Annotated in this window: 20 protein-coding genes; 9 read left to right on the forward strand and 11 right to left on the reverse strand. The window is 70.5% G+C overall.

All coding sequences use genetic code 11. The annotated features are described in order from the left end of the window. Positions 1 to 11: 11 nt before the first annotated feature. The 4 genes from cydD to hisC all read right to left on the reverse strand — a co-directional run bounded on the left by cydD (position 12) and on the right by hisC (position 7615). Positions 12 to 3710, reverse strand: coding sequence for a thiol reductant ABC exporter subunit CydD (gene cydD, locus ABT129_RS00255; protein WP_351894650.1), 3699 nt, complete (start codon positions 3708 to 3710; stop codon positions 12 to 14). A gap of 29 nt (positions 3711 to 3739) precedes the next feature. Further along, the gene (cydB, locus tag ABT129_RS00260) at positions 3740 to 4741 is read right to left on the reverse strand and encodes a cytochrome d ubiquinol oxidase subunit II (RefSeq protein ID WP_351894652.1); all 1002 of its coding nucleotides are present in this window, start codon (positions 4739 to 4741) and stop codon (positions 3740 to 3742) included. Positions 4742 to 4759: 18 nt separating this feature from the next. After that, positions 4760 to 6268 (reverse strand): cytochrome ubiquinol oxidase subunit I, encoded by a 1509-nt coding sequence (locus ABT129_RS00265; RefSeq protein ID WP_351894655.1) that lies wholly within the window; start codon positions 6266 to 6268, stop codon positions 4760 to 4762. A 249-nt stretch (positions 6269 to 6517) separates the two neighbouring features. Next, positions 6518 to 7615 carry a histidinol-phosphate transaminase gene (hisC, locus tag ABT129_RS00270; RefSeq protein ID WP_351894657.1) on the reverse strand — a complete coding sequence of 366 codons (1098 nt, stop codon included), beginning with the start codon at positions 7613 to 7615 and terminating at the stop codon, positions 6518 to 6520. Between the two features lie 391 nt (positions 7616 to 8006). On the opposite strand from hisC, the gene ABT129_RS00275 reads away from it, so the two are divergent. The 3 genes from ABT129_RS00275 to ABT129_RS00285 all read left to right on the forward strand — a co-directional run bounded on the left by ABT129_RS00275 (position 8007) and on the right by ABT129_RS00285 (position 11851). Continuing rightward, positions 8007 to 9113, forward strand: a complete 1107-nt coding sequence (locus ABT129_RS00275) for a LacI family DNA-binding transcriptional regulator (RefSeq protein ID WP_351894659.1) — start codon at positions 8007 to 8009, stop codon at positions 9111 to 9113. Between the two features lie 565 nt (positions 9114 to 9678). Then, a complete protein-coding gene (locus ABT129_RS00280; RefSeq protein WP_502981617.1) occupies positions 9679 to 10965 on the forward strand; it encodes a metallophosphoesterase in 1287 nt (428 codons plus the stop codon). A gap of 160 nt (positions 10966 to 11125) precedes the next feature. Further along, on the forward strand, positions 11126 to 11851 hold the full coding sequence (locus ABT129_RS00285; protein WP_351894662.1) for a hypothetical protein: 726 nt from the start codon (positions 11126 to 11128) through the stop codon (positions 11849 to 11851). Between the two features lie 146 nt (positions 11852 to 11997). Here ABT129_RS00285 and thiC read toward each other — a convergent pair whose 3' ends face one another. Further along, positions 11998 to 13815: a phosphomethylpyrimidine synthase ThiC gene (gene thiC / locus ABT129_RS00290; RefSeq protein ID WP_351894664.1), complete on the reverse strand. Its 1818-nt coding sequence runs from the start codon at positions 13813 to 13815 to the stop codon at positions 11998 to 12000. A gap of 211 nt (positions 13816 to 14026) precedes the next feature. Between thiC and ABT129_RS00295 the strand changes: the two genes are divergently transcribed. Beyond that, entirely contained in the window at positions 14027 to 15400 is a 1374-nt protein-coding gene (locus ABT129_RS00295; protein WP_351894667.1) for a YibE/F family protein, read from the forward strand. Between the two features lie 303 nt (positions 15401 to 15703). On the opposite strand, the gene ABT129_RS00300 is transcribed toward ABT129_RS00295, so the two are convergent. From ABT129_RS00300 to ABT129_RS00315, 4 genes are all read right to left on the reverse strand, one after another. After that, entirely contained in the window at positions 15704 to 16147 is a 444-nt protein-coding gene (locus ABT129_RS00300; protein ID WP_030317990.1) for an SsgA family sporulation/cell division regulator, read from the reverse strand. A 138-nt stretch (positions 16148 to 16285) separates the two neighbouring features. After that, positions 16286 to 17056: an IclR family transcriptional regulator gene (locus ABT129_RS00305; protein WP_351894669.1), complete on the reverse strand. Its 771-nt coding sequence runs from the start codon at positions 17054 to 17056 to the stop codon at positions 16286 to 16288. A 237-nt stretch (positions 17057 to 17293) separates the two neighbouring features. Further along, positions 17294 to 17512 (reverse strand): DUF5326 family protein, encoded by a 219-nt coding sequence (locus tag ABT129_RS00310; RefSeq protein WP_351894671.1) that lies wholly within the window; start codon positions 17510 to 17512, stop codon positions 17294 to 17296. 134 nt (positions 17513 to 17646) lie between these two features. Continuing rightward, positions 17647 to 17964 (reverse strand): cupin domain-containing protein, encoded by a 318-nt coding sequence (locus ABT129_RS00315; RefSeq protein WP_351894673.1) that lies wholly within the window; start codon positions 17962 to 17964, stop codon positions 17647 to 17649. Between the two features lie 51 nt (positions 17965 to 18015). Between ABT129_RS00315 and ABT129_RS00320 the strand changes: the two genes are divergently transcribed. The 5 genes from ABT129_RS00320 (at position 18016) to ABT129_RS00340 (ending at position 21746) form a co-directional block, all read left to right on the forward strand. Then, the gene (locus ABT129_RS00320; RefSeq protein ID WP_351894676.1) at positions 18016 to 18393 is read left to right on the forward strand and encodes a phage holin family protein; all 378 of its coding nucleotides are present in this window, start codon (positions 18016 to 18018) and stop codon (positions 18391 to 18393) included. Between the two features lie 9 nt (positions 18394 to 18402). Continuing rightward, complete coding sequence (locus ABT129_RS00325; RefSeq protein WP_351895265.1) at positions 18403 to 18894, forward strand: low molecular weight protein-tyrosine-phosphatase; 492 nt, start codon at positions 18403 to 18405, stop codon at positions 18892 to 18894. Continuing rightward, positions 18816 to 20024 carry a cystathionine gamma-lyase gene (locus tag ABT129_RS00330; RefSeq protein ID WP_351894677.1) on the forward strand — a complete coding sequence of 403 codons (1209 nt, stop codon included), beginning with the start codon at positions 18816 to 18818 and terminating at the stop codon, positions 20022 to 20024. The genes ABT129_RS00325 and ABT129_RS00330 overlap by 79 nt, the downstream gene beginning before the upstream one ends. A 234-nt stretch (positions 20025 to 20258) precedes the next feature. After that, positions 20259 to 21155 (forward strand): LysR family transcriptional regulator, encoded by an 897-nt coding sequence (locus ABT129_RS00335; protein ID WP_351894679.1) that lies wholly within the window; start codon positions 20259 to 20261, stop codon positions 21153 to 21155. A 111-nt stretch (positions 21156 to 21266) separates the two neighbouring features. Then, complete coding sequence (locus ABT129_RS00340) at positions 21267 to 21746, forward strand: NUDIX domain-containing protein (protein ID WP_351895267.1); 480 nt, start codon at positions 21267 to 21269, stop codon at positions 21744 to 21746. On the opposite strand, the gene ABT129_RS00345 is transcribed toward ABT129_RS00340, so the two are convergent. Together ABT129_RS00345 and ABT129_RS00350 are read right to left on the reverse strand one after the other, a co-directional pair. After that, the gene (locus ABT129_RS00345; RefSeq protein ID WP_502981594.1) at positions 21689 to 22927 is read right to left on the reverse strand and encodes a globin domain-containing protein; all 1239 of its coding nucleotides are present in this window, start codon (positions 22925 to 22927) and stop codon (positions 21689 to 21691) included. The two genes, ABT129_RS00340 and ABT129_RS00345, sit on opposite strands and share 58 nt — an antisense overlap. A 105-nt stretch (positions 22928 to 23032) precedes the next feature. Beyond that, a complete protein-coding gene (locus ABT129_RS00350; RefSeq protein WP_351894682.1) occupies positions 23033 to 23686 on the reverse strand; it encodes an HAD family hydrolase in 654 nt (217 codons plus the stop codon). Positions 23687 to 23732: the final 46 nt, after the last annotated feature.

Raw genomic sequence — 23732 nt, forward strand, 5'->3', positions numbered from 1 at the left:
CCTAGTAAGTCCTATTTGGCGAGAAAAGTCGGCCGCTCCGCGTCGAGCTGCTCCGCACCGGCCCGCACGGCGCGGACCCGCTCCGCACCTGCCGCCCCGGGGGCGGCCAGCAGGTCGGTCTCCCGCTCCTGCTCCAGCATCCGGCGGAGCGGACCGTCCGCCTCGGCCAGTTCCGCGTACGGGCCGCGCTGCACGGTCCGGCCCTCGTCCAGGACCAGCACCTCGTCGACCGCGTCGAGGCCGTGCAGACGGTGGGTGATGAGGACGGTCGTACGGCCTTCGGTGGCCCGCAGCAGATCGTCGGTGAGCGCGTCGGCGGTGGCCAGGTCCAGGTGCTCGGCCGGCTCGTCGAGGACGAGGACGGGGAAGTCGGCGAGCAGGGCGCGGGCGAGCGCCAGGCGCTGGCGCTGACCGCCGGAGAGCCGGGACCCGTGCTCCCCCACGAGGGTGTCGAGCCCGTCCGGCAGCCCGTCCACCCAGTCGAGCAGCCGGGCCCTGCGCAGCGCCTCGCGCAGCTCCTCGTCGCTCGCCCCGGTCCGGGCGAGCCGCAGGTTCTCGCGGACGGAGCTGTCGAAGAGGTGTGCGTCCTGGGCGCAGAGGCCGACGAGCCGCCGGACCTCGTCGCCGTCGAGCTCCCAGGCGGGCACCCCGCCGAGCCGGTAGGTGCCGAACTCGACGTCCAGGAACCGGAGCAGCACCTGGGCGAGCGTGGTCTTGCCGGAGCCGGAGGCGCCGACGACGGCGACCCGGCGTCCGGCCTCCAGGGTGAGCCGGAAGTCGCTGAGCGCCGACCGGTCCTGCCCGGCGTAGCGTGCGGAGAGTCCGGTCAGCTCCAGCGGGAACGGGCTCGCCGGGGGAGTCTCAGGACGGGCCGGCTCGTGGACGGGCACGGGGGCGTCGAGCACCTCGAAGACCCTCTCGGCACTGTGCTTGACGCGCTGCCGGTACTGGACGGCGAGCGGAAGCGCGGCGACTCCCTCGAAGGCGGCGAGCGGGGTGAGGACGACCACGGCGAGGGCCACCCCGTCGAGCCGCCCGTCCCCCACCGCTCGGACGCCGACGAGCGCGGCGGCCGCGACCGTCAGGCCGCACACCAGGGCGGAGAGTCCGGCGCCGAGCGCGGTGGCCGCGGCCTGCCGGGAGGCGATGCCGGTGAGCGCCCGGTCGGCTTCGCGGGCGCGGGCGATCCTGCCCCGCAGCGCACCGGCCACCGTCAGCTCGGCGCAGCCGCGGAGCAGGTCGGCCACGGCGCTCGCCAGGGCGCCGCGTGCGGGGGAGAGGCGTCGTTCGGCCCGGCGGGCGAGCGTCCCGCCGATGGCCGGTACGGCGAGACCCGCGACCAGGAGACCCACGGCGAGGACGGCGCCGGCCTCGGGGAGGAGCCAGGCGGTGAACCCGACGGAGGCCACGCCCACGACGAGGGCGGCGCCCGCCGGGAGCAGCCAGCGCAGCCAGTAGTCCTGGAGCGCGTCGACGTCCTGGACGAGCCGCGCGAGCAGGTCCCCGCGACGCGTGCGGCGCAGCCCTGCCGGGGCGATCCGCTCCAGGCGGCGGTAGACGGAGACCCGGAGCTCGGAGAGCATCCGGAGCACGGCGTCGTGCGAGACGAGCCGCTCGGCGTACCGGAAGACGGCCCGTCCGATGCCGAAGGCGCGCGTGGCGGTGACGGCCACCATCAGGTAGAGCACGGGCGGCTGTTCGGAGGCGCGTGAGATGAGCCAGCCGGAGACGGCCATGAGCCCGACGGCGGAGCCGAGGGCGAGGCTCGCGAGCAGCAGCGCGAGCGCCATCCGCCCCTTGAGCTTCCCTGCCATGTCCCGGACCCGCTTGAGGAGCGGCCCGCCGGGTGCGGGCGCCTGCGGGTACGCCTCCGTACCGAGGGGGGACGGCTCCGGGTCGGAGTACACCTCCGCACCGAGGAGGTACGCCTCCGCGTCCGAGTACACCTCGGCACCGGGGAGGGGCGCCTCCGCGTCGGGTCCGGCGCCTCCCTCGGCCCGGGCCGCCTCGGAGGGCTCCGGCGCGGCCGGACCACCCTCGCCCCGCTGCGTGCCGACCGTGGCGGCCGCCCGGGCGGGCCCGGCGACGGTCACCACCCGGTCCGCGACAGCGAGCAGCGCCGGGCGGTGCGCCACCAGGAGCACGGTCCGTCCCGCCGCGAGGCGTCGTACCGCCTCGACCACGCCCGCCTCGGTCTCGCCGTCGAGCGCGGCCGTCGGCTCGTCGAGGAGGAGCAGGGGCCGGTCCGCCAGGAATCCCCGGGCGAGGGCGAGACGTTGCCGCTGGCCTGCCGAGAGTCCGGCGCCGTCCTCTCCGAGCCTGGTGTCGAGCCCCTCGGGCAGCTCCGCGACGAACCCCTCCGCCCCGGCGTCCCGCAGCGCCTCCCGTACGGCCTCGTCGGAGGCGTCCGGGCGGGCGAGACGGACGTTCTCGGCGATGGTCCCCGCGAAGAGGTGGGGCCGCTGGGGCACCCAGGCGATCCGCGAACGCCAGGCCTCCAGGTCGAGCGTCGCGAGGTCCTCGCCGCCGACGCGGACGGACCCGCCCTGCTCGGGCACGGCGAACCCGAGGACGACATCGAGCAGCGTCGACTTCCCGGCTCCGCTCGGCCCGACCAGGGCCACCGTCTCGCCCGGTTCGACCGTCAGCGTCGCCGCGTCGAGCGAGGGCTCGGCCCGGCCGGCGTGTCGTACCGTCACCCCGTCGAGCTCAAGCCGTACGGAGTCAGGGGCGGCGCCCGTGCCCCCGTCCCGAACCGGCTGCTCCAGGACGTCGAAGATCTCCTCCGCCGCCGCGAGACCCTCCGCGGCCGCGTGGAACTGCGCTCCCACCTGTCGCAGCGGGAGGTACGCCTCGGGAGCCAGGATCAGGATGACGAGTCCGGTGTACAGGTCGAGTTCGCCGTGGACGAGCCGCATGCCGATGGTCACGGCGACGAGCGCGACCGAGAGCGTCGCGAGGAGTTCCAGGGCGAAGGAGGAGAGGAAGGCGATCCGCAGGGTGCGCATCGTGGCCTGCCGGTACTCCGAGGTGATCGCGCGGATCGACTCGGCCTGGGCCTTCGCCCGGCCGAAGATCTTGAGCGTGGGAAGGCCGGCCACCACGTCAAGGAAGTGCCCGGAGAGCCGGGAGAGCAGCTTCCACTGCCGGTCCATCCGGGCCTGGGTGTACCAGCCGATGAGGATCATGAAGACCGGGATGAGGGGCAGGGTGACGACGATGATCGCCGCCGAGACCCAGTCCTCGGTGACGATCCGGGCCAGCACCGCCACCGGCACGACCACCGCGAGGCCGAGCTGGGGCAGATAGCGGGCGAAGTAGTCGTCGAGGGCGTCCACACCGCGGGTGGCGAGGGCGATCAGGGAACCGGCCTTCTGGCCGCTCAGCCAGCCCGGCCCGAGTGCGGCCGCGCGGTCGAGGAGACGGCCGCGAAGTTCGGACTTCACCGCCGCGCTCGCCCGGTGGGCGGCGAGCTCGGTCAGCCAGGAGACCAGCGCCCGTGCCGCCGCGACTCCCACGAGCAGCAGCAGGGCGGTGGTCAGGTCGGAGACGGACCGGCCCTCCTGGAAGGACCCCACCACGATCTCGGCGATGACCATCGCCTGGGCGATGACCAGCGCCGCCCCGACGAGGCCGAGTCCGACCACCGCGATCAGGAAGACTCGGGTGGCCCGGGCGTACCGGAGCAGGCGCGGATCGATCGGTTTCACGTGAAACATGCTCCCCTGGGAAGGGCCGGCTAGTGAGCGTCGGCGATGTGCTGCGTACCGATCCGCTTGCGGAAGACCCAGTAGGTCCAGCTCTGGTAGAGCAGCACCAGCGGGGTCGCGATCGCCGCGCACCAGGTCATGATCTTGAGCGTGTACGGGCTGGACGACGCGTTCGTCACGGTAAGACTCCACTCCGGGTTGAGCGAAGACGGCATGACGTCCGGGAAGAGCGCGAGGAAGAGCATCGCCACGGCTGCGGCGATGGTGATGCCCGAGAGAGCGAAGGACCAGCCCTCACGACCCACCTTGATCGCGCCGATCGCACCGACCAGGGCCACCACCGCGATCAGCATCGCCGCGAAGCTCCAGCTGTCCCCGGTGTCGATCTGGGTCCAGATCAGGAAGCCGAGCGCCAGCACGGCCGTCACCAGGCCCAGCTTGAGCGCGAGCGCCCGGGCCCGGGTGCGGATGTCGCCCACGGTCTTGAGCGAGGCGAAGACCGCGCCGTGGAAGGTGAAGAGCGTGAGCGTGACCAGGCCGCCGAGGAGCGCGTACGGGTTGAGCAGCTCCCAGAAGGTGCCGACGAACTCCATGTCCGCGTCGATCTTCACGCCCCGGACGATGTTGCCGAAGGCCACGCCCCAGAGGAACGCGGGGATCAGCGAGGTCCAGAAGATGGCCTGCTCCCAGTTGCGCTGCCACTGCTCCTCGGGCCGCTTCGCCCGGTACTCGAAGGCGACACCCCGGACGATCAGACAGACCAGGATGATCAGCAGCGGCAGGTAGAAGCCGGAGAAGAGCGTCGCGTACCACTCGGGGAAGGCGGCGAAGGTCGCGCCGCCGGCGGTGAGCAGCCACACCTCGTTGCCGTCCCAGACGGGTCCGATGGTGTTGATGAGGACCCGCTTCTCGACCCGGTCACGGGCGAGCAGCTTGGTGAGGATGCCGACCCCGAAGTCGAAGCCTTCGAGGAAGAAGTAGCCGATCCAGAGGATCGCGATGAGTACGAACCAGACGTCGTGGAGTTCCATGCCTCGATCTCCTGAGCCTCAGTACGAGAAGGCCATGGGGCGGTCGGGGTCACGAGAGTCCCCGCCGATCTTGGTGGGCGGGTTGAGGTCGTTCTCGGTGAGCTCCGGCGGGCCCGCCTTGATGTACTTCACGAGGAGCTTGACCTCGATCACGGCGAGAACGGCGTAGACCGCCGTGAAGACGATCATCGAGGTGAGCACCTCGCCCGTCGTCGTCCCGGGGGAGACCGCGTCCCGGGTGCGCAGCACGCCGTAGACGACCCAGGGCTGGCGGCCCATCTCGGTGAAGATCCAGCCCCAGGAGTTGGCGATGAGCGGGAACGCCATGGTCCAGAGGGCGATGATCCAGTACCACTTGCCCAGGCGGGGGCTGAGCGCCTTCCGCTTGAACAGGACCAGGTTCGGCACCTCGTCCTCACCGGTCCGCAGCCCCGGTGCCAGCATGAACTTCTTGCGGGTCAGCCAGAGACCGAGCATGCCGATGGTCAGCGAGGCCATGCCGAAGCCGATCATCCAGCGGAAGCCCCAGTAGGCGACGGGGATGTTGGGCCGGTAGTCGCCGGGGCCGAACTTCTCCTGTTCGGCCTTGTTGATGTCGTTGATGCCCGGGACGTACGAGCTGAAGTCGTCGTTGGCCAGGAAGGACAGCAGGCCCGGGATCTCGATGGCCACCTTGTTGTGACCCTTGTCGACGTCGCCGTACGCGAAGATCGAGAACGGTGCGGGCGCCTCGCCGTCCCAGAGCGCCTCGGCGGCGGCCATCTTCATGGGCTGCTGCTTGAACATGACCTTGCCGAGCAGGTCACCGCTGATGGCGGTGCCGAGGCCCGCGATGATCAGGGTGATCAGGCCGAGCCGCAGCGAGGTCCGCATCACCGGGATGTGCTTCTTGCGGGCCAGGTGGAAGGCGGAGATGCCGACCATGAACGCGCCACCGACCAGGAAGGCCGCCGTCATGGTGTGGAAGAACTGGGTGAGGGCGGTGTTCTGGGTGAGGACCAGCCAGAAGTCGGTGAGCTCCGCCCGGCCTCGCTCCTCGTTGATCCGGTAGCCCACCGGGTGCTGCATCCAGGAGTTGGCCGCGAGGATGAAGTACGCGGAGAGGATCGTGCCGATCGACACCATCCAGATGCAGGCGAGGTGGATCCGCTTCGGGAGCTTGTCCCAGCCGAAGATCCACAGACCGATGAAGGTCGACTCGAAGAAGAAGGCGATGAGCGCCTCGAAGGCGAGCGGCGCCCCGAAGATGTCACCGACGAACCGGGAGTAGTCGGACCAGTTCATGCCGAACTGGAACTCCTGCACGATGCCGGTCACGACACCCATGGCGATGTTGATCAGGAAGAGCTTGCCCCAGAACTTCGTCGCCCGGAGGTACTTCTCGTTCTCCGTGCGCACCCAGGCGGTCTGGAGACCGGCGGTGAGTGCGGCGAGGGAGATCGTGAGGGGAACGAAGAGGAAGTGGTAGACGGTGGTGATGCCGAACTGCCAGCGCGCCAAGGTCTCTGGCGCCAGAGCGAGGTCCACGTCGTTTTCTCCTTACATCGCCGTGGTCACATCGGCAGTTTGCCCCGTTAATCCCACAAATTTAGGGAGGAACCGGGACACGCTTGTGAACGCGTTCACATTCACAAGCATTATTACTCATACGAAATCCGTATCTTGTACCGGGGTCCCCCTACGGATTCCGCCACGGACCACCCACCGGGGACCAGCCACGCAAAGACCCCCACGAGCGGGGTGCTCGCGGGGGTCGTCGCTCCGGGACGGGCCGGGTCAGCCCTCCTTGCGGAAGCCCTCGGCCGCCTTCAGGAACAGGTCGTTCGCCTCGGTCTCGCCGATCGTGACGCGCACGCCCTCGCCGGCGAACGGCCGCACCATCACGCCGTGCCGCTCGCACTCCGCCGCGAAGTCCAGCGTCCGCTCGCCGAGCCGCAGCCAGACGAAGTTCGCCTGGGTGTCCGGCACGGTCCAGCCCTGGGCCACCAGCCCCGCGCGGACCCGCTCGCGCTCGGCGACCAGCGAGCCGACCCGCCCGAGCAGCTCGTCCTCGGCGCGCAGCGAGGCCACGGCGGCGTCCTGCGCCAGCTGGCTCACCCCGAACGGCACCGCGGTCTTGCGCAGCGCCGCCGCCACCGGCTCGTGGGCGACCGCGAAGCCGACCCGCAGTCCCGCCAGGCCGTACGCCTTGGAGAACGTGCGCAGCACGGCGACGTTCGGGCGGTCACGGTAGATCTCGATGCCGTCCGGGATGTCGGTGTCGCGGACGAACTCGCGGTACGCCTCGTCGAGCACGACCAGGACGTCGGAGGGCACCCGGTCGAGGAAGCGCTCCAGCTCGGCCCGGCGCACCGCGGTGCCGGTGGGGTTGTTGGGGTTGCAGACGAAGATCAGTCGCGTCCGGTCGGTGATCGCCTCGGCCATCGCGTCGAGGTCGTGGACCTCGCCCTCGGTCAGCGGCACCTGCACCGAGGTGGCCCCGCTGATCTGCGTGATGATCGGGTACGCCTCGAAGGAACGCCAGGCATAGATGACCTCGTCGCCGGGGCCCGAGGTCGACTGCAGGAGCGACTGGGCGACGCCGACCGAACCGGTGCCGGTGGCCACGTGGGAGACGGGCACGCCGAAACGGTCGGCCAGCTCCTCGGTCAGCCCCGTGCAGGCCATGTCCGGGTAGCGGTTGAAGTTCGCCGCGGCGGCCAGGGTGGTCTCCATGACCCCCGGAAGCGGCGGATACGGGTTCTCGTTGGAGGACAGCTTGAAGGCCACGGGGCCCCCCGCGGCCGCCGGCCTGCCCGGCTTGTAGGTGGGGACGCCGTCCAGCTCGGCGCGCAGCTTCGGGCTGCCCGTACTCGTCCCGCTGGTCTCGCTCACAGTGTGGCCTCCTCGACCGTCCGTACCGCCAATGCTCCTCACCTTAAGAGGATTCCCCTCCCCTGCGAATGGGCTGCGGACAACAGGAGGGACACACTGCGGACACGGCCCCCGGAGCGCCCTCGCAGCGGGGGAGCGCGCGGTTGGGTGGCGCGCGCCGGTGGCGGGCGCCGTGGCGCGCATCCCCCGTAGAGGTGAGTTGAGACCTCTTCGAGACCTCGACCCCTCGCCAGGCCTACGCCGTTCGACGGCCCCAGGTCTTATGGCAAACACCCTAACTACCTTGGATTCATTGCCTCTTGGGGCCATTCGGCCATGCAGAAACGTGCCTGTCAACGCCCGCATATGCGACCGTCCCAACCGCCCCTCATCGCCCTACTATCGGCTCGCCATGACAGCAGCAGGGAAGCACCAGGTGAGCCGGGCACAGACCCGGGGAAGCCGGCAGGGCCGGGCGGGCATCCGGGACGTGGCCGCCGCCGCCGGGGTCTCCATCACGACTGTCTCCGACGCGCTCAACGGCAAGGGCCGACTCCCCGACGCCACCCGCCGTCACGTGCGCGAGGTCGCCGACAGGCTGGGCTACCGCCCATCCGCGGCGGCCCGCACGCTCCGCACCGGGAAGTCGGGACTCATCGGCCTGACCGTGACCACGTACGGGGATGAACCTTTCACCTTCACCGAATTCGCGTACTTCGCGGAGATGGCCAGAGCAGCCACATCGGCGGCGCTCGCCCGGGGCTACGCCCTGGTCATCCTCCCCGCCACATCCCGCCATGACGTCTGGTCGAACGTCGCCCTCGACGGCACCGTCGTCATCGACCCCTCCGACCACGACCCGGTCGTCACCGAACTGGTCCGCCAGGGCCTGCCCGTCGTCTCGGACGGACGCCCCGCCGGCACCCTTCCGGTCACCGCCTGGGTCGACAACGACCACGAAGCCGCCGTCCTCGATCTGCTCGACCACCTCGCCGCCGCCGGCGCCCGCCGCATCGGCCTCCTCACCGGAACCACCACCGACACCTACACCCGCCTGTCCACCACCGCGTACCTGAACTGGTGCGAGCGGGTGGGCCAGGACCCCGTCTACGAGGCCTATCCGGCGCACGATCCGTGCGCGGGTGCCGTCGCGGCCGACCGGCTGCTCGCCCGACCGGACCGGCCCGACGCCGTGTACGGCCTCTTCGACCCCAACGGAACCGACCTCCTCGCGGCCGCGCGCCGCTACGGACTGCGCGTCCCGGACGACCTGCTGCTGGTCTGCTGCAGCGAGTCGACCGTCTACGCCAGCACCGAACCGCCCATCACGACGCTCTCGCTCAAGCCACGCCGGATCGGCACGGCCGTCGTCCAACTCCTCATCGACGCCATCGAGGGGATCGACACCGACGGACCGGTCGAGCAGGTCATACCGACCGAACTCATCGTCCGCACCTCCTCACAGCGCCGTTCGCCCCGCACGACGGTCAGTCCGCCACGCTCACCCGCGAAGGACTGACCCGCACGGGACCGAGCCGCGAAGACCACGCGGCGAAGGCCCCGGCCACGCGGAATCGACCCCCGACCGGCCTCACCGAATCCGCCGTCCCCGCCCCTGCCCGTGGGCAGGGGCGGCGAAACCGGCCACCCAACCGGCCTCAACCCTGGACCGGACCTTCTCAATTCGGGCGAAACAACCGGTGAACCCGGAGTAGACCCGGATTCACCACCCCTGGTGCGTCACACAGGAGGACCCTCATTCCTATGATGGGCGCACGACATCGCGGACCACCCCGACCAGGCCGGTCCGCCATGTGCAGGGCATCGCGACGGTGGTGGAGGGGTCCATGACTCAGGGGGCCGGGCAGGAGCCCGTGGTGCGCACGGCGACATTGCGTGACTTCCGCGTACCGCCGTACGCCCGCGTGCCCGTACAGGGCCATGCCACCGAACCGACGTCCACGGAGCCTCTGCCGGTGCCTCCACCGGCCGGGACCGCTCCCCCGGAGCACGCGCCCGCGTCTCCGGCGGAGCCGCTGCCTCCCGTCGCGGCCTCGCCCGTCGAGGCCGTTCCGGTGCAGGCCGTGGCCGCGCGGGCAGCCACCGCACCCGCGACCACCCCGGCCACGCCGACGCAGGCACCCGCCGCACCGGCCGCGCCTGCCCAGGCACCCGCCGCACCGCCGCACGCACCCGCGGCGGCCGTGCCCCCGCAAGCACCCGCGACCACCCCGGCCGCGCCTCCGCAGGCACCCCAGGACGCCCCGGCCATGCCCTCCCACGCACCCGCGCCCACCGCGCCGATGCCCGCCGATCCGACCCTCCACCTGGGACGCCGTACCGCCCCCGCGTACGCCGCCGAGACCGGCTCCTCCATCGTCTCCGTCGCCACCGGCCACCCCGGAAACGCCTTCCCCGAGGGCGGGATCCCCGAGGGCTACACCCCGACCGAGCGCGACCTCCCCGTCATCAACCGCGGCGACACCGTGCAGGTCCCGGTCACCTCCGAGTCCTCCCCCGCCGCCGAACCCGTCCCCGCCAACGGCGAGGGACCGGGACCGCTCTACGTCGTCGGCGACGTCCACGGCTACCTCGACGAACTCGTCGCCGCCCTGCGCGCCCAGGGCCTCATCGACGAGAACGGCGGCTGGGCCGCGGGCAACGCCCGCCTCTGGTTCCTCGGCGACTTCACCGACCGCGGCCCCGACGGCATCGGCGTCATCGACCTCGTCATGCGGCTCTCCGCCGAGGCCGCCGCCGCCGGCGGCTACTGCAAGGCCCTCATGGGCAACCACGAACTGCTGCTCATCGGCGCCAAGCGCTTCGGCGACACCCCGGTGAACTCCGGCGCGGGCACCGCCACGTTCCAGGCGGCCTGGCTGCTCAACGGCGGCCAGAAGCACGACATGGACCGGCTCCAGGACGTCCACCTCCAGTGGATGTCCCGGCTCGACGCCGTGGTGCGCGAGGACGACCACCTCCTCCTGCACTCCGACACCACCGCGTACCTCGAATACGGCGAGACCATCGAGGACGTCAACGACACGGTCCACGAGATCCTCAACCGGAACGACGCCGACGAGGTCTGGGACGTCTTCCGGAAGTTCACCAAGCGCTTCGCCTTCCGTGACGAGGGCGGCCCGCAGGCCGTCCAAGAGCTGCTCTCCACCTACGGCGGCCACCGGATCGTGCACGGTCACAGCCCGATTCCGTACCTTCTCGGCCAGGTCGGCACGGAGGAGGGCGAGGGCAGTTCGGGCCCGATCGTCGACGGACCGCACGTCTACGCGGACGGTCTGGCGATCGCCATGGACGGCGGCGTGACCATGGCCGGAAAGCTACTGGTCGTCCAACTCCCGCTGAACGGCTGACGCATCACGCTGCGCATCCGCGGAAGGCGAATTCAGGAAACACCCTGTCAGCGCGTGGCGTCGCCGCAATACCATCGGGTCCATCCGTAGCAGGCTCTCCTCCGTTTCCGCCCAACCGACCGTTTCCCACGGCTGATCCGGGCCTACGGAGCATCGGGGGATGCACATGAATGTGGCTCCGCACCTGCTGACCGAGGACCGCGCCGAGTTCGAGCGGGTCCTCGACGACGCACTGAGCACCGCCCACGCACGTCCGGATCTCGCCGGAGCCGGAACCCGGCTCACGCTCGCCCAGCTCCGTGCCATGACGCTGAACGCGACGACACTGGTCACCAGCGCCGCCGCGGCCGAGTACGACCACTTCGTGAAGGTCCGCGAACAGAACCGCGCCGACCTCGTGACCCGAAGACCGGTGCCCTCCGACCGTCCGGGCGCGGGCGTCGTCGCGATCTTCACCGTCATGGTGCCCGTCCTCGCGGGCGCGGCCGCCGTCATCTTCCTGCTGGTCGGCGCGGTCCTGCACGCCCTCGCCCCCACCGTGGTGTTCGGCGCGACCCTGCTGACGGCGGGCCTGGTCTTCGGGACCGTGGCCGCCGCCGGGCTGCTCTGCGCGGCCGCCGGACTCCTCGTCACGGCCCTGCGCAACAGCCCCGTCGAGGTGAGCGCGGGCGGTCCGCTCTCCGCCGCGGGCGGCCCGTCCTCCGCCGGGGGCGGCGCACCCGGCGCCGGAGGCGGGGCACCCGCAGCCGCACCGGACGACGAGCTGTCCCTGGCCCGGGAGGCCTGGCGCCGCGCCCTGCTCGAACGCGGCATCCTGCCCTTCCTCCGCGACGTCCTCGCCGCCACCGGGCCACCCACCGGCCCACCGGACCCGACCGGCTCCTGACAAGGGGGCCGGCCCGCGACTCCTCCAGGAGGTCGCGGGCCGGTCGGGTGCGTCGGGCTCAACGGGCCGACACGCCGGGCTCAGCCGGCCTGCACGCCGGGCTCAACCGCCCGACACGCCGGGCTCAGTCGGCCGAGGCGTCGGGCTCAGTCGGCCAGCGGGAGGTACAGCCGGCTGCCCGTGGCCGCGAACTCCGCCGACTTGCTGAGCATCCCCGCCTGGATCTCCTCGTCCGTGGCCGAGTCGTCGCCGCCGAACTGCTCGGTGATGCTCCTGCTGATCTTCATCGAGCAGAACTTCGGACCGCACATCGAGCAGAAGTGCGCGGTCTTGGCGGGCTCCGCCGGCAGCGTCTCGTCGTGGAACTCACGCGCGGTGTCCGGGTCGAGCGCCAGGTTGAACTGGTCCTCCCAGCGGAACTCGAACCGCGCGTCCGAGAGCGCGTCGTCCCACTCCTGCGCGCCCGGGTGCCCCTTGGCGAGGTCCGCCGCGTGGGCCGCGATCTTGTACGTGATGACGCCCGTCTTCACGTCGTCGCGGTTCGGCAGGCCCAGGTGCTCCTTGGGCGTGACGTAGCAGAGCATCGCCGTCCCCCACCAGGCGATCATCGCCGCGCCGATGCCGGAGGTGATGTGGTCGTACGCGGGTGCCACGTCCGTCGTCAGCGGACCGAGCGTGTAGAACGGCGCCTCCTCGCAGATCTCCTGCTGGAGGTCGATGTTCTCCTTGATCTTGTGCATCGGGACGTGCCCGGGGCCCTCGATCATCGTCTGCACGTTGTGGCGCTTGGCGATCGTGTTCAGCTCGCCGAGCGTGCGCAGCTCCGCGAACTGCGCCGCGTCGTTGGCGTCCGCGATCGAGCCGGGGCGCAGTCCGTCGCCGAGCGAGTACGTGACGTCGTACGTCGCGAGGATGTCGCAGAGCTCCTCGAAGTTCGTGTAGAGGAAGTTCTCCTTGTGGTGGGCGAGACACCAGGCGGCCATGATCGAGCCACCGCGCGAGACGATGCCGGTCTTGCGGCGCGCGGTGAGCGGGACGTACGGCAGGAGTACGCCGGCGTGCACCGTCATGTAGTCCACGCCCTGCTCGGCCTGCTCGATGACCGTGTCCTTGTAGATCTCCCAGGTCAGCTCCTCGGCCCGGCCGTCGACCTTCTCCAGTGCCTGGTAGAGCGGCACGGTGCCGATCGGCACGGGGGAGTTGCGCAGCACCCACTCGCGCGTGGTGTGGATGTTGCGGCCGGTGGACAGGTCCATGACCGTGTCGGCGCCCCACTTGGTCGCCCAGGTCATCTTCTCCACCTCCTCCTCGATGGAGGAGGTGACGGCGGAGTTGCCGATGTTGGCGTTGACCTTCACCAGGAACCGCTTGCCGATGATCATCGGCTCGATCTCCGGGTGGTTGACGTTCGCCGGGAGCACCGCGCGACCTGCGGCGATCTCCTCCCGTACGACCTCGGGTGAGACGTTCTCCCGGATCGCCACGTACTCCATCTCCGGGGTGATCTCCCCCCGGCGGGCGTACGCGAGCTGTGTCACGGCCTGGCCGTCGCGGCCCCGGCGCGGCACGCGCGGGCGGCCGGGGAACACCGCGTCGAGGTTCTTCAGCCCACCCCCGCGCGGCGAGGTGTGCTTGATGCCGTCGTCCTCGGGGCGGACCGGGCGGCCCGCGTACTCCTCGGTGTCGCCGCGCGAGATGATCCAGTTCTCACGCAGCGGCGGCAGGCCCCGCCGTACGTCGGTGTCGACGGTGGGGTCCGTGTACGGGCCGGACGTGTCGTACAGCGTGACGTCCTTGCCGTTGGTGAGGTGCACCTGGCGGACCGGCACCCGGAGGTCGGGGCGCGAACCCTGGACGTACCCCTTGTGCCAGCCCGGCGTGCGCCCGCCGTCGACGGGGGTGACGGCCAGATCGTCCTGGCCGTCCTGGTTGGAGGCAGGCGTGCGTGCATCCTGAATGGTCATGAGACCGATCTCCCTACGCCGGCATTACCCGGTAACAGGTTCGGCGGTCGGCGCAGCCTCCTCCCGTACGTACATCAGTACGCGCGTACGGTGATCAGCGCCCTCTCAGCCCGGTGCTCCGAGCTCCCGCGTGTGCAAAGGTGCCACCACGCTAGCGTCATCCCTGGCGTGCTGAACAGTGGGCCCCCGGCGTTCTTGCGATGATCGGTCGGTGACTCACCCCCAGCAGACTCCCGAGCCCCACGGCCACGACCATGGTCCCGGCCCTTCGCACGGGCACGGCCAGGGGCACGGCCACAGCCATGGCCACGGCCCCGCAGCCCCGGTCTCCCGGCATCTGCGCAAGGTCATCGCCGCGATCCTGATCCCCTTCGCTACCGCCGTCGTCGTCGGTCTCGTGGTCCTGTGGCCCGGCGGCGCCCCCGCGCACGAACGCACCGGCGTCGGCTTCGACCGGCAGACCGAACAGGGCACGGTCGTCTCCGTCGAGCAGGTCGACTGCAAGTCCGTGAACGCCGGACAGGTGCCGCCCACCGGGGACACCTCGACCCCGGAGGGACGCGAGGCGGTCAACGCCCAGCAGGGCGAGTGCGGGAAGGCGACGATCGAGGTCACCACCGGCGCGCAGAAGGGGCGCACGTTCACCGAGATCGTGCAGCCGGACGCGCCGCGCCAACTGCACGAGGGGCAGGGCGTGGTGGTGGCGTACGCCCCCGACGCCCCGCGCGACCTGCAGTTCTCGGTGACGGACGTGAACCGGAAGATCCCGATGGCGGTGCTCGCCGGGATCTTCGCCCTCGTGGTCGTGCTCGTCGGCCGCATGCGGGGTGTGATGGCGCTCATCGCCCTCGCCGCAAGCTTCCTCGTGCTGACGTTCTTCATCCTGCCGGCGATCCTGCAGGGATCGAATCCGCTGGTGGTCGCGGTGATCGGGTCGAGCGCGATCATGCTGATCGCCCTCTACATGTGCCACGGACTCTCGGCCCGCACCTCGGTCGCGGTGCTCGGCACGCTGATCTCGCTGCTGCTGATCGGGCTGCTCGGTTCGGTCTTCATCGAATGGGCCTCGCTCAGCGGCAACACCGACGACAACACCGGTCTGATCCACGGGCTGTACCCGAGCATCGACATGTCCGGCCTGCTCCTGGCCGGGATCATCATCGGTTCGCTCGGTGTGCTCGACGACGTGACGGTCACCCAGACCTCGGCGGTCTGGGAACTTCACCAGGCCGATCCGGACATGGGTCCGCGCGCGCTGTACCGGGCCGCGATCCGGATCGGCCGCGACCACATCGCCTCGGTCGTGAACACGCTGGTGCTGGCCTACGCGGGCGCCGCCCTCCCGCTGCTGCTGCTCTTCACCATCGCGCAGAGCAGCATGGGGACGGTGGCCAACAGCGAGCTGGTGGCCGAGGAGATCGTCCGGACGCTCGTCGGATCGATCGGTCTGGTCGCCTCCGTACCGGTCACCACGGCCCTCGCGGCCCTGGTGGTCTCCGCCGACCGCGCGGAGGCCGAGGGTCGTACGGCGACGGGCAGCCGGAAGCCCGCGGCACGGGGCGGACGGCGCCGCCGCGCGAAGTGACGCGCGGTGGGTGGTGGATGGACGGTGACGGGTGGTCTGTGGCGGGTGGCCCACGACGGGTGGTCCATGGCGGGTGGTCTGTGACGCGCGTTCGGTGACGCGTGGCGGGCGTCGCGCGTCGGGACGGTGTGTACGAGGGCGCGCGCCGGGGCAGCCTGTACGAGGACGCGGCGCCGGAGCGGCCGGTACGGGGACGGGTGCCGGTACGGCAACGGGTGCCGGTACGGCCTGTACGAGGACGCGTGCCGGAGCGGGCGGTACGAGGACGGGTGCCGGGACGGCCTGTGCGGGCCGCGCGCCGGCTCAGGCGGCCGGTCCCGCGCTCTCCTCGGCCAGGATCCGGCCGAGCGCCGCCTCCAGGTTGTCCTCGAAGTCACCGAGTGTCCGCTCCTGACCGAGCGGAACCAGCTTGTCCGTCCGGTCGAGGAACGCGACCAGTGGCGGCGCGCTGGCCCGGAAGAGGGCGCGATCGCCTCCGACCTGGAGCCGGATGGAGACGTCCGAGAGGCCCTCGGGCTCCGTCGGGGCGATGTGCACATCGCCGTCCCCACTCGGCCGGTTGATCCCGTCGAGCAGCAGCTCCCTGCCGAACGCCCAGGTCACAGGCGCGTCCCCGGGGAGGTGGAAGGTCATCCGCACCGCGTAGGGATCCCGGGTCTCATACCGCAGTTCGACCGGGATCTTGAAGGAGAGCTCCTCGGAGACGAGGAAGCTCATCAGGACCTCAGCCTGAACCGACTCTCGCATCGTGTACCCCGCAGTAGATGAAGCAGTTGTGTAAACACAGCTGCTGAAAGCTGTGACCGAAACGGCCAGGAATGATCCCCCGTGGCCCTCTTGACGCAATCGTGCTGTAAGCACTAGCAGATCACAAGGAGTGATTTTTCAGATACTGATAGAGAACGCGAGGGAACTGAAGAGCTTTCCGATCTCTGTACGTAGTCGCTCGACTGCTGGGAGCAACCGTTCTTCCTGGTGAAGGGGGAGGGAAATGGCCATTGCGGCCGCTGTGGAGCCCGCCGTGATGGGGATTGCGGCACAGACCGTGCCGAGCGCATATTCCTGACGCTCCACCAGGGGCTCCATTCGCCCCAAACCGCCCAAACGATCCAAAAGCACATGGCGGTTACGCACCGTGTACGGAGTGATGGCTTCCACCGGGTGCCGGTCGAGGTGGTCTTGACGAGATTTCAGATCGAGTTGGCTCAACAGGCACTGCCCGATCGCGTGGGCGTGCCCGGTCTCGCGAAAGTCCGCCCATTCCTCCACGGCGGGGGCGGAGGGAGTGTCCGCGACAGCGACGAGTTCGATCTCGCCCTCGCGGTAGAGGGCGAAGTACACCGGCACACCGATCTCGTCCCGCCAGCGGGCCAGGGAGTCTTCGATCTTGATGCGACGATTCTGCACATCTCCGCCGCAGGCCAGTCGAACGGCGGCGTCGCCCAGGACGAACACACCCTTCTCACGGACCAGATAGCCCTCGTGCGTCAGGGTGCGGAGCAGGTGGTACGTGGTGGGCAGCGGAAGGCCCGTCTCACGGGCGAGCTGCTTGGCCGGAGCGCCGTCCGCATGGGAGGACACGGCCTCCAGAAGTCTCAGCGCTCGCTGCACCGAGCCGATCAAGGTAGGCGCAGCTGTCTGCGTAGCCGTGGCCAAAGGTCACCCCCAGGCGTGCCGACGGATGCAGAGCATCCGCCCGCGGGGGCCGCCCCCGCGCGCCCGCCGGGCCTGGGAAACCGCTGGTCAGTAGGGAGGTCTACGCCTGTAGTCCCCAACGCGGCGGAGGGATTCCACTCTAGTGGCAGCCTCTGGGCCCATGCCCTGATTCGACCAGCGCGTTCCCCCGGGCGGGCTAATGCCCTCCGTCGCCCTCATACCGATGAGTAGCTTGTGCTACCAGTCCTCGCGCGACCGGTCGGAGGAGCCGAACTTCCGCACGACGTAGATCAGTCCGGCGACGAGGGCCACGAAGAGCAGCACCTTGAAGAGCAGCCCGATCACGACGGTCAGGACGCTGGTGATCAGCCCGCCGAAGACGAGCAGCGCGAGCGCGGGTATGGCGACCCACTTCACCCACCAGGGCATCCCCGCGAGAATCTCCTGTACGGCCATCGTCCTTACCTCGCTCTCGAAGATCCGTTCCGCACACTCCGCGCCGAACATCCTCAAGGCTAGGGGCCGGAAGGGGCCCGTGGGGGCCCTGCGGCCCCCGCTCTCCCCTGATCCGACCCCTAGGGGGCTCCGGCTCAGCTCTCCGGCGGGGAGAAGACGACCATGACCCGCAGGTCCTCGCTGATGTGATGGAACCTGTGCTCCACCCCGGCCGGCACGTAGACCACGCTGCCCCGCGCCACCTGGGTCGTCTCCGTCCCCACCGTGATCGCCGCCCGGCCGCTCACCACGAAGTACACCTCGTCCTGGTGGTGCGGCTGCTGCGGGTCGAGTTCTCCGGCGTCCAGCGCGTAGAGGCCCACCGACATGTTCCGCTCCCGCAGGAACTGGAGGTACGCGCCCTTGTTCGCGGCACGCTCCGCCTCCAGTTCGTCCAGTCGGAAAGCCTTCATCGCCCTGCAGCCCCTGCCCTCGGCCCGATCACGTCTGCCACGATCAGACACATGATGAATTTCGTAGTCAAGACACTCGCCAACGCGGGTGCCCTGGGAGTCGCCATCTGGCTGGTCCAGGACATCACCCTCACCGGCGACAGCACCGGCAAGCAGGCCCTGACCCTCATTCTCGTCGCCCTGGTCTTCGGACTCGTGAACTTCTTCGTCAAGCCGATCGTCAGTCTCCTGGCGCTGCCGCTCTTCATTCTGACCCTCGGCCTGATCACCCTCGTGATCAACGCCTTGATGCTGCTCCTCACCTCCTGGCTGGCGGAGCAGTTCGACCTCAGCTTCCACGTGGAGGGCTTCTGGACCGCCGTCCTGGGCGGCCTGATCATCTCCGTCGTCTCGTGGGCGCTGAACGTCGTGCTCCCCGACGGTGACTGAGTGAGGACCATGACCTACCGCGTCTGCTTCGTCTGCACCGGCAACATCTGCCGCTCGCCGATGGCCGAGCACGTCTTCCGCGGTCATGTGGAGGAAGCCGGCCTCGGTGAGCTGGTGGAGGTGGACAGCGCCGGGACCGGAGGCTGGCACGAGGGCGACGCCGCCGACCCGCGCACGGTCGCCGTTCTCGACGAGAACGGATACACCTCGGCGCACACCGCCCGCCGTTTCCGGGCCTCGTGGTTCCCGTCCATCGATCTGGTGATCGCGCTGGACGAAGGACATCTGCGGGAGCTCCGCGAGCTGGCGCGCACGCCCGAGGAGGCGGCGCGGATACGACTGCTGCGCTCCTACGACCCGGCCGCGGGGGACGGACTCGACGTCCCCGATCCTTACTACGGAGGCCGTGAGGGCTTCGAGGAATGCCTGGACATGGTGGAGGCGGCGAGCGAGGGACTGCTCGCCGCCGTACGCCTGGAACTGGAGGACAGGACACCGTGACCGACCACGCATACGGCGACGGCACGCGCGCCGTGCGGGCGGGGCTTCCCGAACCCGTGAAGTACGAGCCGACCCTGCCGGGGCCGGTCTTCGCCGCCCACTTCCATCTCCCGGGCGAGCCGACCGGCGGATACGCGTACGGCCGCGACGAGAACCCCACCTGGACCCATCTGGAACGGGCCATCGGTGAGCTGGAGGCGCCGGGGGAGCAGGGCGTCGAGACGCTGGTCTTCGCCTCGGGCATGGCGGCGATCTCCGCCGTCCTCTTCTCCCAGCTGAAGGCGGGCGACGCGGCGGTGGTGCCCACCGACGGCTACCAGGCCCTGCCGTTGCTGCACGAGCAGCTGAGGGCATTCGGCATCGAGGTCAGGACCGCGCCGACCGGCGGCGACGGCCAGCTCGCGGTGCTCGAAGGGGCTCGTCTCCTCTGGATCGAGACTCCGTCCAACCCCGGGCTCGACGTCTGTGACATCCGCCGCCTGGTGCGCGAGGCGCACGCGGCGGGAGCGCTCGTGGCCGTCGACAACACCCTCGCCACCCCACTCGGTCAGCGGCCCCTCGAACTGGGCGCGGACTTCTCCGTCGCCAGCGACACCAAGGGCATGACCGGGCACGGCGACATCCTGCTCGGCCACGTCAGCTGCCGTGATCCCGAGCGGGCGGCGGAGGTACGGCGCTGGCGCAAGGTCGTCGGGGCCATCCCCGGCCCCATGGAGGCCTGGCTCGCCCACCGCTCCCTCGCGACGCTCCAGCTGCGGATCGACCGCCAGTGCTCCACCGCGCTCGCGCTCGCGCAGACGCTCGCCGGGCGCACCGACGTGACGGGGCTGCGCTACCCGGGGCTGCCCGGCGACCCCTCGCACGCGGTGGCCGCCCGGCAGATGCGGCGCTTCGGGCCCGTGGTCTCCTTCGAACTCGCCGACCGGAAGCGGGCCGAGCGGTTCCTGGAGGAGCTGAGGATCGTGGACGACGCCACCAGTTTCGGCGGCGTGCGCTCCACCGCGGAGCGGCGCGGGCGCTGGGGCGGGGACGCGGTCGCGGAGGGCTTCATCCGCTTCTCGGTCGGCGCCGAGGATCCGGAGGACCTGATCGCCGATGTGCTGCGGGCGCTCGACGAGGCCGGCGGCTGAGAGGTCTCCGGCCTCGGGCGCGCGGAACGGGGCGCTCCGAGCCTCCCCCCTCGTGGCTCGGAACGCCCTCGGTTCCACGCGCGGAGACCGCCTGAGCAAGGCTAGTTGACCGAGCGTCAGTGTCCAATCACGGTAGCGACAGAGGGCTATCGACTTATTTATAGTTGGACGGTCCTGAGGCGCAGTCAGCCGACCGCCTGAGTCGAACGGCCACACGGCCGGGAGGGGGCGGACATGGATCTGGCCCTGCTGCGCACGTTCGTCGCGGTGCACCGGGCCGGCTCCTTCACCCGCGCCGCCGCGCTCCTGGGGCTCTCGCAGCCCGCCGTCACCAGCCAGATCCGGACCCTCGAACGACAACTGGGGCGCCCGCTCTTCCTCCGGCAGGCCCGCGGCGTCACGCCGACCACGATCGGCGACGAGCTGGCGCACCGCGCCGCTCCCCATCTGGACGCACTCGTCGAGATAGCCGAGACCGGCCTCGACGAGGAGAGCGGCGTCCGGACCCTCCACATCGCCGGGCCTCCGGAGTTCACCGCCCTCCGTGTCCTGCCCGCGCTCACCCCGCTGGTCGGCCGGGGCCTCGCCGTACGGGCGTCGTTCCTCGGCAAAACCGAGGAGATCCTCGACGGCCTCGCCGCCGGCCATCACGACCTGGCCGTCGCCACCGCCCGCCCCCGGGGTGGCCTGCTCGCCTCCACCCCGCTCTGCGACGAGGAGTACGTGCTCGTCGCGGCGGAGCGCTGGGCGGCCAGGCTCTCCCCCGAGGTGCTTCTGGAGAAGGGCGCGGTGCTCCTTGAGCAGCTTCCGGTGGTCGAGGTGCACGAGTCGCTGCCGTTCGTCGCCCGCTACTGGGCGAGCGTCTTCGAGGCCGAGCCGACCGTCGCCGCCACCGTGATCGCCCCCGATCTGCGTGCCGTGCTGGAGTCCGCCGCCGCGGGCGCCGGGCTCGCCGTCCTGCCCCGCTATCTGTGCGAGGAGGCGCTGGCACAGGGCCGGCTGGTGGCGCTCCTCGACCCCCCGGTGCCTCCGCTGCGGACCTACTTCCTGGTCGTGCGTACGGGCACGCTCGCCCTGTCGCCCATCGCGCGGGCCCACGAGGAGCTGCTGCGGGTGGCGGGGGACTGGTGAACCACCGCGGGAACGCGTGAGTCACCGCGCGGGGCGGTGAGTTACCGCAGGCGGCCGACGCGTTTCAGGACACCTCGAACGGGCCATTTTCTTCCCATGAACGAACGTCCCATGACCGAACGGCCCGTGATCAAGCGCACCGCACGCGCCATCCTGCTCGACGGGGACGACCTCATCCTCATCAAGCGCACCAAGCCGGGGATGGATCCCTACTGGCTCACGCCCGGTGGCGGCGTGGAACCCTCCGACACCACCGTCGTCGAGGCCCTGCACCGCGAGGTCCACGAGGAGCTCGGCGCCAAGATCACCGATGTGGTGCCCTGCTTCGTCGACACCGTCGAGCACATCGTGGACGGCGGGGTCTCCGGGGTGAAGGTCCAGCACTTCTTCGTGTGCCGGCTCGGCTCCATGGACACCTCGTTGCGGCACGGCCCCGAGATGGACGAGCCGGTCGGCGAGTACGAGATCGTCCGGATCCCCTTCAGCCGGGTCGGTATCGCCGCCGTGCACCTCGTCCCGCTCTCGCTGCGCCACTACCTCGACGGCAACATCGAGGGTGTCCGCGCGATGCACGCCCCCGACCTGGGCTGATCGGCCGCCGCCGGGGCCAGCTCGGCGAGGAAGTCGTGCCGGATGCGCTCGGCGGGGACGCCCGCGCCCCGCAGCGCGTCCACCCCTCGGCGGACCATGCCCAGCGGACCCGAGAGATAGGCGTCGCGTTCGCTCCAGGGGCCGTAGCGGCACACCGCCTCCGGCAGCCTCCCCTGCTCCTCGGTGACCGCGTGGACGGAGAGCCACGGAAAGGTCTTCTGGAGCCGCAGCATCGTGTCGATGTCGTAGAGGTCGTGGCCGCTGCGGGCTCCGTAGAAGACATCGACCGGGCGTCTGTCACCGTGCTCGGCGACGTCCTCCACCAGGGCCTTGATCGGTGCTATCCCGGTACCTCCGCCGAGGCAGAGGAGACCGGTGTCCGTGGCGTGGTCGACCGTCATGGAGCCGGCCGGCGGGCCCAGTCGCAGAAGGTCTCCGGGGCGTGCCCGGTGAACGAGGGCGTTGGACACCCAGCCCGCCGGAACCGCCTTGACGTGGAGGGAGAGCAGTCCGTCGGGCCGAGGGGCCGACGCGAACGAGTAGTGGCGCCAGATCCTCGGCCACCACGGCGTCTCCAGCGTCGTGTACTGGCCCGCCAGGAACGGATACGGCTGGTCGGGCCGGAGCGTGACGACGGCGATGTCCTGGGTGCGCAGGTCGTGCGAGACGACCTCGGCCTGCCACCAGGCGGGCGCCGAGCGTTCGTCCTCCGCCGCCGCGTCGATCATGATCTGGGAGATCGTCGTGTACGTGCGGACCCAGGCCGCTTCGGTCTCCTCGTCCCAGCTCGTCGTCGCGTACCGGCCGAGCGCACCGATGAGGGCCTCGCCGACGGCCGGGTAGTGGGCGGAGTGGGTGCCGTACTTGCGGTGGCCCCTGCCCAGGTTCTGGAGGTACGCGGTGAGCGTCGGCGCGTCGTCCATGTGCTCCGCCGCGGTGAGCAGGGCTTTGAGGAGCCGGTCGCGCTGGGTGTCCATGGCCACGGGGAACATCTCGCGCAGCTCGGGGTTCCGGATGAAGAGCAGGGCGTAGAAGTACGAGGTCACCCGGTCGGCGACCGGTGCGATCTCCGCCATGGTGCGGCGGACGAGTACCGCGTCGGCGGAAGGCCCACCGGCTATTCGCGGCTCGTTCCCGCCCTCCGTCGGGGACTCCTGCCCGGTGGTCGGAGCATCCATCATGTGCCTCGCCCTCGTGCTGGCCGGCTTCGTGGTCGCAGCATGACCCTCGCGACCGCCGCTCAGGACGGAAAGCGGCGTTCTCGGGCCATAGGGCAGGGTTTCTGACTAAGCTGCGCTGTTTTGGACGAGGGCGTAAGCCTCGCGCAGGTCTCCTCCGGTGTAGCTGTGACGGGAGAGCCCGGCGAGATGGTGGTCCGCGTTCACCGCCACGGTCTGCGGCACGATCGCGAAGAGTTCCGCGTCGGACATCGAGTCCCCGTAGGCGACGCAGTCGGCCGGGTCCACCCCGTACTCCGCGCAGAGCCGTCCCGCGATCCGTACCTTCGCCCGCGCGTCGAGGATGTCCGGCCGGTGGATCGGCTCGCTGAAGGGGACGGCCGGCCAGCGTGAACCGTGCGCCGCGTCGGCACCCCAGTCGAGGAGGCGCTCCACGAAGAAGTCGGGAGAGAGGGAGATGACCGCACAGCGGTCGCCCCGGTCCCGGATGTCGGCCCAGACCTCCTGGATGCCCACCAGCCAGGGCGCACCCTCGAAAGCCGCCGCGACATGGTCCAGGGTGAGCCCGGACCACAGCTCCCGGGCCCGGACGGCGAACTCGTCCGGGGTGAGGCCCTGGAGGAACCCCACTTCCAGGGCGGCGATCTCCTCGACGAGACCCAGCTGCCGGGAGATCTCCACCGCCGCGGCCGAACCCCGGATCAGGGTGCCGTCGAGATCGAAGAGATGCAATCGCTGTTTGTGGTGTTTCACGTGAAACATGGTCTCCATGCCACGGGGTGGAATCAACGCCGCCTCGTGTATCGGC

Origin of the sequence: Streptomyces sp. NPDC002057 (genome assembly GCF_040296665.1) — a bacterium.
Taxonomy (GTDB): Bacteria; Actinomycetota; Actinomycetes; order Streptomycetales; family Streptomycetaceae; genus Streptomyces.

What these genes read in the sequence shown, in the direction of transcription:
- cydB (WP_351894652.1), bottom strand. Translation starts at nt 4,741, where the DNA reads ATGGAACTCCACGACGTCTGGTTCGTACTCATCGCGATCCTCTGGATC.
- ABT129_RS00275 (WP_351894659.1), top strand. Translation starts at nt 8,007, where the DNA reads ATGACAGCAGCAGGGAAGCACCAGGTGAGCCGGGCACAGACCCGGGGA.
- ABT129_RS00285 (WP_351894662.1), top strand. Translation starts at nt 11,126, where the DNA reads ATGCACATGAATGTGGCTCCGCACCTGCTGACCGAGGACCGCGCCGAG.
- thiC (WP_351894664.1), bottom strand. Translation starts at nt 13,815, where the DNA reads ATGACCATTCAGGATGCACGCACGCCTGCCTCCAACCAGGACGGCCAG.
- ABT129_RS00300 (WP_030317990.1), bottom strand. Translation starts at nt 16,147, where the DNA reads ATGCGAGAGTCGGTTCAGGCTGAGGTCCTGATGAGCTTCCTCGTCTCC.
- ABT129_RS00310 (WP_351894671.1), bottom strand. Translation starts at nt 17,512, where the DNA reads ATGGCCGTACAGGAGATTCTCGCGGGGATGCCCTGGTGGGTGAAGTGG.
- ABT129_RS00315 (WP_351894673.1), bottom strand. Translation starts at nt 17,964, where the DNA reads ATGAAGGCTTTCCGACTGGACGAACTGGAGGCGGAGCGTGCCGCGAAC.
- ABT129_RS00320 (WP_351894676.1), top strand. Translation starts at nt 18,016, where the DNA reads ATGATGAATTTCGTAGTCAAGACACTCGCCAACGCGGGTGCCCTGGGA.
- ABT129_RS00325 (WP_351895265.1), top strand. Translation starts at nt 18,403, where the DNA reads ATGACCTACCGCGTCTGCTTCGTCTGCACCGGCAACATCTGCCGCTCG.
- ABT129_RS00330 (WP_351894677.1), top strand. Translation starts at nt 18,816, where the DNA reads ATGCCTGGACATGGTGGAGGCGGCGAGCGAGGGACTGCTCGCCGCCGT.
- ABT129_RS00335 (WP_351894679.1), top strand. Translation starts at nt 20,259, where the DNA reads ATGGATCTGGCCCTGCTGCGCACGTTCGTCGCGGTGCACCGGGCCGGC.
- ABT129_RS00340 (WP_351895267.1), top strand. Translation starts at nt 21,267, where the DNA reads ATGACCGAACGGCCCGTGATCAAGCGCACCGCACGCGCCATCCTGCTC.
- ABT129_RS00345 (WP_502981594.1), bottom strand. Translation starts at nt 22,927, where the DNA reads ATGATGGATGCTCCGACCACCGGGCAGGAGTCCCCGACGGAGGGCGGG.
- ABT129_RS00350 (WP_351894682.1), bottom strand. Translation starts at nt 23,686, where the DNA reads ATGTTTCACGTGAAACACCACAAACAGCGATTGCATCTCTTCGATCTC.